Annotated in this window: 14 protein-coding genes; 6 read left to right on the top strand and 8 right to left on the bottom strand. The window is 60.3% G+C overall.

What is annotated here, in order from left to right; genetic code table 11:
* The coding region (gene glmM / locus B3849_RS04025) for a phosphoglucosamine mutase (RefSeq protein ID WP_286779852.1) at positions 1-1,110 on the top strand (1,110 nt) is incomplete at its 5' end.
* Positions 1,111-1,230: 120 nt separating this feature from the next.
* On the opposite strand, the gene B3849_RS04020 is transcribed toward glmM, so the two are convergent.
* Positions 1,231-2,157 carry a DMT family transporter gene (locus B3849_RS04020; protein ID WP_278425961.1) on the bottom strand — a complete coding sequence of 309 codons (927 nt, stop codon included), beginning with the start codon at positions 2,155-2,157 and terminating at the stop codon, positions 1,231-1,233.
* Positions 2,158-2,261: 104 nt separating this feature from the next.
* Complete coding sequence (gene ilvC, locus B3849_RS04015; protein ID WP_009824953.1) at positions 2,262-3,284, bottom strand: ketol-acid reductoisomerase; 1,023 nt, start codon at positions 3,282-3,284, stop codon at positions 2,262-2,264.
* Between the two features lie 135 nt (positions 3,285-3,419).
* Here ilvC and B3849_RS04010 point away from each other — a divergent pair, with 135 nt between their 5' ends.
* The 3 genes from B3849_RS04010 to B3849_RS04000 are packed head-to-tail and all read left to right on the top strand — an operon-like array spanning position 3,420 to position 5,510.
* Positions 3,420-3,875, top strand: a complete 456-nt coding sequence (locus B3849_RS04010) for an Lrp/AsnC family transcriptional regulator (RefSeq protein WP_278425962.1) — start codon at positions 3,420-3,422, stop codon at positions 3,873-3,875.
* Positions 3,872-4,333: an Lrp/AsnC family transcriptional regulator gene (locus B3849_RS04005; RefSeq protein WP_005854186.1), complete on the top strand. Its 462-nt coding sequence runs from the start codon at positions 3,872-3,874 to the stop codon at positions 4,331-4,333. The genes B3849_RS04010 and B3849_RS04005 overlap by 4 nt, the downstream gene beginning before the upstream one ends.
* Positions 4,334-4,382: 49 nt before the next feature.
* Complete coding sequence (locus B3849_RS04000) at positions 4,383-5,510, top strand: aminotransferase class V-fold PLP-dependent enzyme (RefSeq protein WP_278425963.1); 1,128 nt, start codon at positions 4,383-4,385, stop codon at positions 5,508-5,510.
* A gap of 18 nt (positions 5,511-5,528) precedes the next feature.
* On the opposite strand, the gene B3849_RS03995 is transcribed toward B3849_RS04000, so the two are convergent.
* Together B3849_RS03995 and B3849_RS03990 are read right to left on the bottom strand one after the other, a co-directional pair.
* Positions 5,529-6,731: a UbiH/UbiF family hydroxylase gene (locus tag B3849_RS03995; protein ID WP_278425964.1), complete on the bottom strand. Its 1,203-nt coding sequence runs from the start codon at positions 6,729-6,731 to the stop codon at positions 5,529-5,531.
* A gap of 9 nt (positions 6,732-6,740) precedes the next feature.
* On the bottom strand, positions 6,741-7,388 hold the full coding sequence (locus B3849_RS03990) for a pyrimidine 5'-nucleotidase (RefSeq protein ID WP_286779851.1): 648 nt from the start codon (positions 7,386-7,388) through the stop codon (positions 6,741-6,743).
* Positions 7,389-7,486: 98 nt separating this feature from the next.
* Between B3849_RS03990 and B3849_RS03985 the strand changes: the two genes are divergently transcribed.
* A complete protein-coding gene (locus B3849_RS03985) occupies positions 7,487-8,140 on the top strand; it encodes a GntR family transcriptional regulator (RefSeq protein WP_005854182.1) in 654 nt (217 codons plus the stop codon).
* Here the strand turns inward: B3849_RS03985 and B3849_RS03980 are convergent.
* Together B3849_RS03980 and carA are read right to left on the bottom strand one after the other, a co-directional pair.
* Entirely contained in the window at positions 8,137-10,053 is a 1,917-nt protein-coding gene (locus B3849_RS03980; RefSeq protein ID WP_278425966.1) for a glycosyltransferase, read from the bottom strand. The genes B3849_RS03985 and B3849_RS03980 overlap by 4 nt on opposite strands.
* A gap of 97 nt (positions 10,054-10,150) precedes the next feature.
* Complete coding sequence (carA, locus tag B3849_RS03975; protein ID WP_005854180.1) at positions 10,151-11,311, bottom strand: glutamine-hydrolyzing carbamoyl-phosphate synthase small subunit; 1,161 nt, start codon at positions 11,309-11,311, stop codon at positions 10,151-10,153.
* A 199-nt stretch (positions 11,312-11,510) separates the two neighbouring features.
* Between carA and B3849_RS03970 the strand changes: the two genes are divergently transcribed.
* Positions 11,511-11,969 (top strand): GatB/YqeY domain-containing protein, encoded by a 459-nt coding sequence (locus B3849_RS03970; RefSeq protein WP_005854179.1) that lies wholly within the window; start codon positions 11,511-11,513, stop codon positions 11,967-11,969.
* Between the two features lie 3 nt (positions 11,970-11,972).
* Here the strand turns inward: B3849_RS03970 and B3849_RS03965 are convergent, their stop codons facing one another.
* Positions 11,973-12,455 carry a DUF2244 domain-containing protein gene (locus tag B3849_RS03965; protein WP_286779850.1) on the bottom strand — a complete coding sequence of 161 codons (483 nt, stop codon included), beginning with the start codon at positions 12,453-12,455 and terminating at the stop codon, positions 11,973-11,975.
* A 104-nt stretch (positions 12,456-12,559) separates the two neighbouring features.
* Positions 12,560-12,880: VOC family protein (locus B3849_RS03960; RefSeq protein ID WP_286779849.1), on the bottom strand; the 321-nt coding region annotated here is incomplete at its 5' end.

Below are 12,880 nucleotides of genomic sequence, written 5' to 3'. Positions count from 1 at the left end.
CCTACGCCTGCGGTTGGGCTGCTGACGCGGTCGATGCGGGCTGATCTGGGGGTCATGATCTCGGCCAGCCACAATCCGGCGACAGACAATGGCATCAAGTTCTTCGGCCCCGACGGGTTCAAGCTGAGCGACGCTGTGGAGGCAGAGATCGAGGCGCTGATCGAAGGCGGCGTGGAGTTGAACCCCGCCGACAAGATCGGCCGTGCCAAGCGGATCGATGACGGACGGTTCCGCTATGTCGAGCGGGTGAAGTCATCGTTCCCGCGCCAGATGCGTCTGGACGGGCTGAAGGTCGTGATCGACTGTGCCAATGGGGCCGCACACCGCGTCGCACCCGAAACCCTATGGGAACTGGGGGCCGAGGTGATCGAGATTGGCGTGTCGCCGAACGGTTTCAACATCAACGAGAATTGCGGCTCGACCCACCCCGAACGCGCCGCAGCGGCGGTGGTAGAGCACGGTGCCCACGTGGGCATATGTCTGGATGGCGACGCGGACCGCGTGATCCTGATTGACGAAACCGGCAAGGTCGGTGACGGGGATCAATTCATGGCCCTTATGGCGTCCCGTTGGGCGGCCGAAGACCGGCTGGCCAATGGCGCCTTGGTTGCCACCGTGATGAGCAACCTTGGCCTTGAAAACTTCTTGCAGGGCAAGGGGCTACGGCTTGAGCGGACGTCCGTCGGCGACCGCTATGTGGTCGAGCGGATGCGCGAAGGCGGGTTCAATCTGGGCGGAGAACAATCGGGCCATATCGTCATGACCGACCACGCCACCACGGGTGACGGTCTGATGGCGGGGCTGCAGTTTCTGGCAGAGATGATCCGGTCGGAAAAGACCTCGTCCGAGCTGCTGAATAACTTTGAACCCGTGCCGCAACTGCTTAAGAACGTGAGGTTTTCTGCCGGTCAGGTGCCGTTGGAAGACGCGCAGGTGCAAGGGGCCATCGCACAGGCCGAAGCCGATCTGGCCGGTCAGGGGCGTTTGCTGATCCGCAAATCCGGCACCGAGCCGCTGGTGCGTGTGATGGCAGAACATGAAGACGCGCAGCTGATGGAACGCGCGGTCGATTCCGTCGTGGATGCGGTCACGGCGGCTGTCGCACCTTAAGCTGATCGCAGGGCTGCTGGCGGGGATGTCCTGCGCGGCGGCCCTGCCTTGCCCTCGCGGGACGCGCCGCCTGCGGTGGCTGTGGGATGCCTTCGGCGAGGATTTAGGGCCATTTGGAAGCTAGGCGCGCGTGCGGGTGAACAGCCGGCGGAACGCGCCATATTGGCTGAGCGCGACGCCCGAAAGGATCAGCACCATCGCGTAGAGCAGGGATGGCGGCAGCGGTTCGTTCAGCAAGAGCGCGCCGAGGCAGACGGACCAGACGGGGACTTGGTAGTTCACCAGTGACATAAACACCGGGCCGGCGCTGCGGATCACCAGCACGCGCAGGAAATTCGCGGCGGCGGTGGGGATCAGGCCCAGAAACGCCAGCGCCGCGAAGATGGACGGCGAGGGGCGGGGCGGTAGACCTTCGATGATGATCGCCATGGGAATGGTGATGCAGGTGGCAATGATCAGCAGGATGGTCGCAAGGCCGATCGCGTCCACCGCGGGCAGGCGGCGCATGATGATCGAGCTGGTGGCGTAGCACCCCGCCGCTCCCAGGCAGGCCAGACGTCCTTGGGTTTCAAGCGCGGTGCCGCTGCTCTCAAAGGCTTGCGTGCCGATCAGGATGACAACGCCGACAAAGCCCAGGGCAAAACCGATCACCTTGCGCGGGCTCATCGCTTCGCCCGGAACGAAGAAATGGGCGAGCGGCAGGATGATCAGCGCCGTCGCGGCCATGGTCACCCCTGCGAATCCCGAGGTGACATATTGCTGACCCCATGCGAGCAGGCTGAACGGCACGGCAGAGCTGGCGGCACCGATAAAGATCACGGCCGCGATGTCGCCGCGGGTGGGGGATTGGGTAAAGAGCCGAAACCCGCGCAGAGCCCAGATTACCACCATCACGGTGGCCGCGAACCCGACACGTGTGGCCGCGATCCAGAAGGGTGGCATTTCAGTCAGGGCGATTTCGGTCACCAGAAACGTGCCTCCCCAGATGAAGGCAAGCAGCAGGATCATCAGCCAGCTGGATTTGGTGATCTGGGGCGCGTCCGGCATGACATATCCTGTGGGAAAACTCGGCCCGCCAGATGTGACAGCCGGTTGCGCAAAAGAAAAGGCCCGGTGCAAAACCGGGCCTTTCCACATCGCTGCATCGGCGATCAGTTCTTGGATTTGTCGACCATCTTGCCGGCAGAGATCCAGGGCATCATTTCGCGCAGCTTGCCGCCGACGACTTCGATCTGATGTTCGTCATTGGCGCGACGCGAGGATTTCAGCGTGGGCTGACCGACGGAGTTTTCCAGCATGAAGTCACGCACGAATTTGCCCGACTGGATGTCGCTGAGAACGGCCTTCATGCGCGCTTTGGTCTCGTCGTAGGGCAGGATGCGCGGGCCGGAGACGTATTGGCCGTATTCCGCTGTGTTCGAGATCGAGTAGTCCATGTTGGCGATGCCGCCTTCATAGATCAGGTCAACGATCAGCTTGGTTTCGTGCAGACATTCGAAATAGGCCATTTCGGGCTCGTAGCCGGCTTCGACCAGTGTTTCAAAGCCGCAGCGGATCAGTTCAACGATACCGCCGCACAGAACAGCCTGTTCGCCGAACAGATCGGTTTCACATTCTTCGCGGAAGTTGGTTTCGATGATGCCGGAACGGCCGCCACCGATGGCGGAGCAATAGGACAGGCCGATTTCCAGCGCTTTGCCTGTGGCGTCGGTGTCTACCGCAACCAGGCAAGGCACGCCGCCGCCTTTGGTGTATTCGCCGCGCACAGTGTGGCCCGGGCCTTTGGGGGCCATCATGATCACATCAACGCCGGGTTTGGGTTCGATCAGGCCGAAGTGGACGTTCAACCCGTGGGCGAATGCGATTGCGGCCCCTTCGCGGATGTTGTCGTGCACGTATTTCTTGTAGGTTTCAGCCTGCAGTTCGTCGGGCATGGTGAACATGATCACATCGGCCCAAGCTGCTGCTTCGGCGATTTCCATGACTTTCAGGCCTTCGCCTTCGGCTTTCGCTTTCGAAGCGGAGCCTTCGCGCAGCGCAACGACGAGGTTTTTCGCACCGGAATCACGCAGGTTCAGCGCGTGGGCGTGGCCCTGGGAGCCGTAGCCGAGGATGGCGACTTTCTTGTCCTTGATCAGGTTCACATCGCAGTCACGGTCGTAATAAACGCGCATTGGGGCGTCCTTTCGGGTTCGTTGAAATCTAGGGAGACCATATCGAAGCTGCTGCGAGATGCTATTGCGGAATTGTGAGTTTATTTGGCGAAATGAAGATGGTAATGCGCAGTATACGGTAAAAATGGAAAAATCATGCTTGATGATATGGATCGACGACTTCTGCGCCACTGGCAAGCGGATGCGGGGTTGTCGCCGGCGGAGTTGGCCGACCTTACGGGGCTGACAGCGGGTAAGGTGTCGCGACGGATCGCGCGCATGCAGGAAGCCGGAATTGTGCAGGGGGTGGCGGCTGTCGTCGATTGGGCGGCATTGGGCTACACGGTCGAAGTGTCCTTGCGGATCACCTTGGACAAGACGCAGGGCAATGCCTTTGACCGCTTTCTTGAAGAGGCACGCCAACTGCCTGAGGTGATCGAGCTCCAGACCTTTCTGGGGCGGGTGGATGTGCGCCTATCGGTTATTGCGCGGGATATGGCGCATTATCAGCAGATTTACCGGGAGGGTATTCTGACCTTGCCGCATATTGCCGATATCGAGGCGCTGATGCATGTGGCGCGGATCAAGTCAGATGAGGCGTTGCCGCTATGATCACGCTCGATGAGGTGGACCACCGGCTGATCCGGTCGCTTGCGCGGGATGCCACTCAAAGCGCCGGTGCCCTGGGGCGTCATCTGGGGCTGTCGCAGCCTGCCACTTGGCGTCGGATCAAACGGTTGGAGGAGGCAGGCATCCTGCGCGGCAAGAGGTTGCGCTTGAACCGGGAGGCATTGGGGTTCGGCGTCACCGTCTTTCTCGGCGTCAAGCTTGCGACCAAAGGGCGGGTTAGCCTGGAGGATTTCGAACGCGCCGTCAGTGCCATCCCCGAGGTCCAAACGGTGGAGCATGTTCTGGGGCTATATGACTACCGTTTACGGGTTGTTGCGCGGGATCTGGCGGATTTCGAACGGGTGCTGCGGCGGCGGATCATGACCCTGCCGGGGGCGGGGGCCGTCGAGGCAAATGTGCTTCTAAGCGAGGAACGACTGACCGGACCATTGGGCCTGTGACTTTACCACGCGAGCGGCTATGTTCGCGCGAAACCATCAGGAGGATATCATGCCCGCTTTGCTAAATTCAGTTGACCCGGAAGGGCTTGAAGAGTTTTCGGTCGTGTTCACCGACCGGTCCTTGAACCATATGAGCGCCGTGTTCCAGGAGGTCATGCGCGACATCAGCACTTTGCTCAAGGACGTATACAAGGCCGATGCCGTGGCTGTCGTCCCCGGGGGCGGCACCTACGGGATGGAGGCGGTCGCCCGTCAGTTCGCAAGGGGGGCCGAGGTGCTGGTCGTGCGCAACGGCTGGTTTTCCTATCGGTGGAGCCAGATCATCGAGAGCGGCGATCTGACCGGCAATGCTACCGTCATGAAGGCGCAGATGCAGGGCAACAGCACGCCCGCGCCCTTTGCCCCGAGCCCGATTGATGACGTCGTCAAGGCCATCGAGACGCATAAGCCGCAGGTGGTTTTCGCACCTCATGTGGAGACCAGTGCGGGGGTGATCCTGCCCGATGACTATATCAAGCAGATGGCAGAAGCGGCCCATGCCGTCGGCGCGCTGGTGGTGCTGGATTGCATCGCGTCGGGCTGCGCATGGGTGGATATGAAGGCGCTTGGCGTCGACGTATTGCTCTCTGCGCCGCAAAAAGGCTGGAGCGCTTCGCCCTCTGCCGGGCTAGTCATGATGTCGGACCGCGCTGTTGCACGCATGGGAGAGACGACATCGGACAGTTTTGCCATCGATCTGGCCAAGTGGCATAGCATTATGAAAGCCTATGAAAATGGTGGCCACGCCTATCACGCGACCATGCCGACCGATGCGCTACGTCAATTCCGCGATACCATGCTTGAGACGAAATCCTACGGCTTTGACCGTTTGAAAGAGGCGCAGTGGCGTCTGGGGGATTCCGTGCGCAAGATGCTGGCGGAGAGGGGCGTTACTTCTGTCGCGGCGGAAGGTTTTGGCGCGCCGGGGGTGGTGGTGAGCTATACTGCGGATCCCTCCGTGCAAAACGGCAAGGCCTTTGCTGCCGAAGGGATGCAGATCGCTGCTGGCGTGCCCTTGATGTGTGACGAGCCGGAGGATTTCCAGACCTTCCGTCTGGGACTGTTCGGGTTGGATAAGCTTTACGACGTGGATGCCACGCTGGCGCGGTTGGCCGCCGTGGTCGATAAGGTACTGTAAATAAAGGCGCGCGGCAGGTCAGCCCTGCCGCATGCCCAAGCCCATCTCCATCAACATGCGCCGTACGGGGGGCAGGGCGTATAGCGCGCTGAGCCCTTTGGCACGCGCATCGCGGGCCAGCGGCGTTGTCGCCTGACTGGCGCGGTTCAAGAGGTCGATGCCGCGCAAGCGCAGTTGAATGTCGCCAAAACGCGCCTTGTGGTAGGCGTCCAGCATCTGCTGGCTGCCCAGATCAGCGCCGTGCTTTTGTGCCAGTTCCAGCAACGTTGCGATGTCTTGCAGCGACATGTTCAACCCCTGCGCGCCGATGGGGGGCATCACATGGGCGGCTTCTGCAATCAGGGCGACGCGTTCGGCCGAGAGGCGCGCGGCATGTTGGCTGATGATCGGCCAGATCGCCCGTTCGGAGGCCAGCGTCAACGGGCCGAGCACATGGGCACTGCGGTCGGTCGCGGCTTGAGAAAACGCATCTGCGTCAAGCGCCATCCGCGCAAGGCAGGACGCGCCGTCATCCATCCACACCACGGCAGAGCAGGGCAGACCGTCGCGATCGGGCAGGGGTACAAGGGTGAAGGGGCCCCCGCTGCGGTGCACCTCGGTCGATACGTTTTCATGGGGGATCGGGTGTGTCACGGCGAAAGCAAGCGCCTTTTGGCCATAGCTTTGGCGGGTCACCTCAATGCCGGCGGCGTCGCGCATGGGGCTGTCGCGCCCGTCTGCGGCAATCACGAGCTTTGTCGAAATTTTCGTGCCATCGCTGAGGCTTACGCGTGCGCCGGTGGTGCGGGTGAACAAGCTGGTGGTTGCAGTGCCGGGGCGGAAATCCACGTTCGGCAAAGCCTCTAGCCGCTCCAGAAGCGCGCGCCTTAGCAGCCAGTTCGGGAAGTTCCAGCCGAACGGTTGGTCCGAGATATCGGCAGCATCAAAAGCGCGGCTGGTCACCAGTGCATCGCCGTCACCGCCCGCATCCACAATACGCATCACCTGCAACGGTGCCGCGTGTTCTTCCAGATGGGCCCAGATGCCCGCTGCCTCAAGCACGCGGCGCGCCGGCTGCAGCATCGCGGTAGAGCGCATGTCGGCCCCTTTCGCCGCACCATCGGTGACGGGGGGCGTGGGGTCGACGCAGACCACGTTGAAACCCGCGGTGCCGAAAGCCGCTGCCGCCGTCAAACCGGCAATGCCGCCGCCCGAAATCAAGATATCACATGCCATAGTCATGCCCGTCAGTTAGCCCGTGATCTGTGCAAGAAAAGCCGAAAGATCATCGGTGTGGAAATGGATGTGCGGTGCGGGGGCGGGGTGCTCGGCCACATGGACGGTGCCCATCCCCATGTCATGCGGGGCGATCAGGTTGCGTGGGTCGTCCTCAAACATCACGGCGGTGGTTGGGGTCAATGCGTCGGCGGCAAATATCAGGTCGTAGGCCGCGCGTTCGGGTTTGGGTAAAAATGACGCGTGTTCAACGCCGTAGATGGCATCGAACAGGCCCGACAGCCCCCGTGCGGCAATGACTTTTTCGGCGTAGGGGGCAGTGCCGTTGGTATAGATGATCCGGCGCCCCGGCAGGGCGGCGATCCGCTCGGCAAGCAGGGGATCCGGGATCAGCGCGTCAAAGGAGATCTCGTGCACCTCGTGCAGATAGGGGCCGGGATCAAGGTCGTGTTCGCGCATCAGCCCGGCCAGCGTGGTGCCGTAGGTGTGCCAATAATGTCTGCGCAGATAATCCGCGCGCTGCTCATCGACGTTCAAGGCGGTCATCACCCAGTGCGTCATCCGCTGTTCAATCTGGTCGAACAGGCGGGCGGATGGCGGGTATAATGTGTTATCAAGGTCAAAGACCCAAGTATTCACATGAGAAAAAGAGGTGTGTGGCATGGGGACTTGCTACGCTGACCAGATGATCTGCGCAAGATCACGGGGTTGCGCAATTGGACGCGGGGGCTAAGGTGCCGGAGCCTTTTGAAAGAGAACCAATGACGACGCCACGCTCCGGACCCACAGACGCCTATTCCATGATCCTGGACGCGATTGACGTGGGCACCTATCGCCCCGGTGATCGGTTGGTGGAAAGCGAATTGGCCGAACGCTTCGGTGTCTCAAGAACGCCGGTTCGTGAAGCATTGCAACGGCTTGAGACGCAATCCTTGCTCGCGCGGGACGGGCGGAGCCTGATCGTAGCATCCTTGGACCACAATCAGGTGGCCGAACTTTACGTCGTACGCGGCGAGTTGGAGGGGTTGGCCGCGCGGCTTGCCGCCCGTCACGCCACCGCTGAAGAAGTCCGTGTATTGCGCGAAATGGTCGAGGAAGACGACGCTTTTCGCGACAATCCAGCGGCGCTGGCGCGTGCGAACCGCCGATTCCACAAACAAATTCATCTCGCGTCCCACAACCGGTATCTGGTGCAGCAACTTGATCTGGTGCACCGGTCCATGGCGCTGATGGCGACATCGTCACTGGCCGTGGATGGGCGCGGTGCGATCGCGCAGGATGAACATGACCGCATTGTTCAGATGATCGAACAGCGTGACGAAGATGGTGCGGATGAAGCATTGCGTACGCATATTTCTGTCGCCTTCATGACGCGGCTCAAGCAAGAAGCGGCGCAGCGCAAAGACGAAGGCTAGGGTGGACGAAGTGGTGACGCCGTAGAACCAATGGGGCTGGATCTATGTGGTACGCCATGTTCGGTCTTGTCCCAATAGAACGGCGTGACCACGAATTCGTATAGCGCCTTATAGGCCGCGAAAGAGCCGAGTATAAAGTAAAATGGCAGGGTGATTGCCCAGGGTATAAGGTGGCGATGCTGCGGACCCGAAACCGCAGTCATCGCGACAGATATATTGAGGATTTCCGCGAAGAGGAAATATCCGAAAAGCCCGTAGAACACATCAGCGCCCAGTGTTGTTTGGACAGGATGTGCTGCGCCGAACAGCGGTAGGCAGAAAGACCAGAGCAGGGGGGCAAAGATAAACTGACAGAAGGTCGCGAGGAACAATACCTGCACGCCCATAAACCGAATGATCCCGACATCACGGATCAGCCGGAGGGGGGCACGGCTGTGCACGACCCATGTGATCAAGAAGCCTTTCAGCCATCGTGACCTTTGTTTGATCCACGGCCACGCACGAAAATTGGCCTCTTCGTAAGTGACAGTCGGCAGCAGGTCGGTTTTATACCCATGCCGTGCGAGGCGGACGCCAAGATCTGCATCTTCGGTGACGTTATGGGCGTCCCAGCCCTGCAGTTTCTCCAAAACGGCGCGGCGGAAAAATAATGTGGTGCCCCCAAGGGGAATGATCAGCCCCAGATGCGCGACACCGGGTAGGATCACGCGCCACCAGGTAGCATATTCCAGTGTGAAACAGCGCGAGATCCAGTTGGTGCGCGCATTGTAAAAATCCAGAACGCCTTGCACACAAGCGACGTTTTTGTGTGCCTTATCAAAGTGTTGTAAAACGCGATTGATCTGGTCTGCCTCCGGCGCGTCCTCGGCATCCCACACGCCGATAATATTGCCGCTGCAAAATTCCAGCGCGTAGTTCAGGGCACGGGGTTTGGTGCGCAGTTTGCCTGCTTGGGGCACTTCGACCACGTCGAACCAGAAGGGCAGTTCGGTTCGTGCGATGGTGTCGCGGGTCATTTGATCGCCTTCCTCCAGCACCAGCACGATCTGCAGCAGCGCCTTGGGATAGCTGAGCTGCGATAGGCGTGCGATCAAGGCGCTGGCAATCTCCTCCTCATGCAGAAGAGGGACGAGAACCGATACCTTTGGCCATCGTGTCGGAGGCGATGGCGCGGCGGGGTCTGAAGGTAGTGGTGTGTTCCCCCACAGGCAGCGCGCCAGAAAGGCCGACAATCGTAGCGTCATGATCATAGTACTGCAGAACAATGCCCATAGAACAAACGCCGTAAACGTCACCGCGGGGAGCAATGCAAACACCACACTCGCGACAAAAATGACACCGGCAGCCCAAATACGCCGACGCGGACCGGCAACCCGCCATGTTCGGCAGCTTTCATGAGGGGGCACACGCTCCGCCGCGCGATTGGCCAGCTCGGTCCCGTAAAGTGCGGTGATCTGACGGTTGATCTGCGCGGGTTCTGCCAGCACCGGTACGATGTCCAGATCGCTGTTGCCGAAGGCGTCGCGGGTAAGGGTATGAAGGGTATCCGGCCGGCTGGTCGCGACAAACAGCGTTTGTCCCATCCGCCGCCACGGCACAATCTTATGGTGCAAGCTGGCTTCGGCAGACAGATGGCGCGCAAGCACCGGTTTGGGCGGGTCTGCGTCAAGGTCGACCTGCTGGATCTGATGTTGCAGCGCCAGTGCTTTGGTTACCTCACTGCGCGAGACAAGCCCTTGAGCCACAAGGATTTCCCCAAGCGGTGCATCCAGATCGCGCTGCGCTTCAAGCGCGTGGACCAGATCGGCCTGATCGATCAACCCTGCGTCGACCAATATGCGCCCCAAGGGACGATAGCGCCCGCGCACACGCGCGGGACTGGGTGCTTTCAGCTCTAATCCAAGGTTGCTCAACGGGCGAATCCCTTCCTGTCGGAATAGGACCACCTTGGGAGAGATGACTTAATGGGACGTTAATTGCGGATGAAGAGAACGCCCGCAATTGTCAGGTTTAGCTGGCCCGCTCTGCCATCGCCGCGGCAAAGCGTTCAAACAGATAGAAACTGTCTTGCGGGCCGGGGCTCGCTTCGGGATGGTGCTGAACGGACCAGACGGGCCGCCCCTCCATCCGGATGCCGCAGTTGGAGCCGTCAAACAGCGACTGATGCGTTTCAACGACACCGCTTGGCAGGCTTTGCGCATCGACGGCAAACCCATGGTTCATCGAGGTGATTTCGACCTTGCCGGTATCAATGTCCTTAACGGGGTGGTTCGCACCGTGGTGACCGTGACCCATTTTGACCGTCTGCCCCCCAAGAGCCAGCGCAAGCATCTGGTGGCCAAGGCAAATGCCGAAAACCGGAAGCTCTGTCTTTTCGATGACATCCTTGATCATCGGCACGGCATACACGCCGGTCGCCGCCGGATCGCCGGGGCCGTTTGACAGGAAAACACCGTCAGGATTATGCGCCATCACATCTTCATACGTGGCAGAGGCGGGCAGCACCGTGACGTCGCAGCCGGCCGAGGCAAGGCAGCGCAGGATGTTGCGCTTGGCACCGTAGTCGATCGCGACCACTTTATGAGGTGCGTTTTCCTGCGCAGTATAGCCGTCGGGCCAAGCCCACCGCATTTCATTCCAGCGGTAGGATTGTTTGCAGCTGACATCTTTCGCCAGATCCATGCCTTCTAGGCCCGCGAAACCGCGTGCTGCAGCGACCAGCGCTTCGACGTCGAAAACGCCGTCAGGATTATGCGCCAATGCCGCGTGAGGGGCCCCTTGCTGCCGGATGGCGCGGGTCAGGCGGCGTGTATCAATACCACCAATCGCGATGCGTCCGCGCGAAGCCAGCCATTCGGACAACGGCTGGACCGAACGCCAGTTGCTCGGGTCGGTGGGCATCCATTTGACAACCATCCCCGCTGCGACCGGATCGCCGGTTTCGTCATCTTCGGGGTTGGTGCCGGTGTTGCCGATGTGGGGGAAGGTAAAGGTCACGATCTGCCCCGCGTAGGACGGGTCGGTCATGATTTCCTGATAGCCCGTCATCGCTGTATTAAAGCAAAGCTCGGCCACGGTCTCTCCCGTTGCGCCAAAGCCCATGCCGTAGAAAATCGATCCGTCCGCTAGCGCCAGGCAGGCAGTCGGACGAGGTGATGTGGTCGCGGTCATGTCGGGGGCCTCCAGCGGCAGGTATATGGAGCTAAACGGTGGCAACCTAAAGCCGCAGTTCGTCGGGGTCAATAGCAGGTTTAAAATGAAATATCGTTGATATTCAATGGGTTGTGCGAGACTTGTGGCATTGCCTGCGCCGCGCAATATCTCTATGTTGCACGGCTTAATACCCCCTAGGGTCAAAAGGACGATGGTAATGGTACTGCGCACTCGCATCTCGGATGCACTGAAACAGGCAATGAAAGACAAGGCGGCGGACCGGCTGTCGACCCTGCGGCTGATCAATGCGGCGATCAAGGATAAGGACATCGCGGCGCGCGCCGATGAGGGCGACACGGGTGTTGGCGATGCCGAAGTGCTCGCGATTTTAGGTAAAATGGCGAAACAACGTATGGAATCCGTACGCGCCTATGAAGAGGGCGGGCGGCTTGATCTTGCGGATCGCGAGCGCGAAGAGATTGCCGTGATCGAAGAGTTTCTGCCCCGTCAGCTGACCGAAGAAGAAACCGCTAAGGCCGTCGATGCCGCCATTGCCGAAGTGGGTGCGACATCGATCCGTGACATGGGCAAGGTGATCGGCCTGCTTAAAGGTAAGTACACGGGGCAGATGGATTTTGGCGCGGTTGGCCCCAAAGTGAAAGAGCGGCTGAGCTAAGGCTCAGCGCATCAGCGAACGGTTCAGCTCGTCATAAAGGGCGATCCTTTCTTCTTCGCTCAGGAAGGTCCCGATTTCGACCTCGCGGCCCATGCCGCGCAGGGTCACGTAATGGGGTACGGGGCCGTCTTTTTCATATTTCGTCACGACGGCCCAATGCCGGTTGCACTGCCATTCCTTGACCTCTCCGCGCGCGGTGCGATGGGATAAATGTGCTGTATTGTGGTTGAGCGTAAACACTTCTTCAATCTGTCTGGCCTTATGGTTGCGCTGTAGCGCCCAATACATCGCCGCGACGGCGGCCAGCATGAAAGGAAGAAGCCCCCACAGCAGAACAGTCCCCAACAGTGGCAGAACGGGGATCAGAATTAGGACAAACGTGACAAGGATAAAACTTGCGAATCCCTTTGCCGGCAGGGATTGGTGCGGCCGCAGGCAAAGAACCTGCGTCGAGGCGTCGGGTCGTGTTTTCCATTCATAGGGCATGGGGGATGTCCATCTGTCGTACCAAGCCTGAACGTAGCAGCAGAACGGGCCTGATCAATGCGGCAGAATGCATCCGGCCCCAAGTGTCAGGGCCGATGATTTTTCTAGGGGGTCGTGCGCGGTTCAATCAAATCCCAGCGATGGCCGAAAACGTCGCGGAACACGGCGACAGTGCCATAGGGCTCATGGCGGGGGGCTTCTTCGAATGTCACGCCCCCAGCCAAAAGTCGGGCATGGTCGCGGGCAAAATCGTCGGTCTCTAGAAACAACCAGACACGCCCCGCACCTTGGTTCCCAATCGCGGCACGTTGAACATCGTCGCCCGGTTCGGCGAGGATAAAGCCGGTGCCGCCACCCGAAGGGGTGACGCGCACCCAGCGTTTATGCCCCTGGTCCTCGTCCTGTGTCAGCTCGAACCCCATCGT

This window comes from Sulfitobacter sp. UBA4523 (assembly GCF_002388305.1).
Classification (GTDB): domain Bacteria; phylum Pseudomonadota; class Alphaproteobacteria; order Rhodobacterales; family Rhodobacteraceae; genus Sulfitobacter; species Sulfitobacter pontiacus.
The sequence above is the reverse complement of the archived record's forward strand: the minus strand, read 5'-3'. Positions and strand labels throughout refer to the sequence as shown.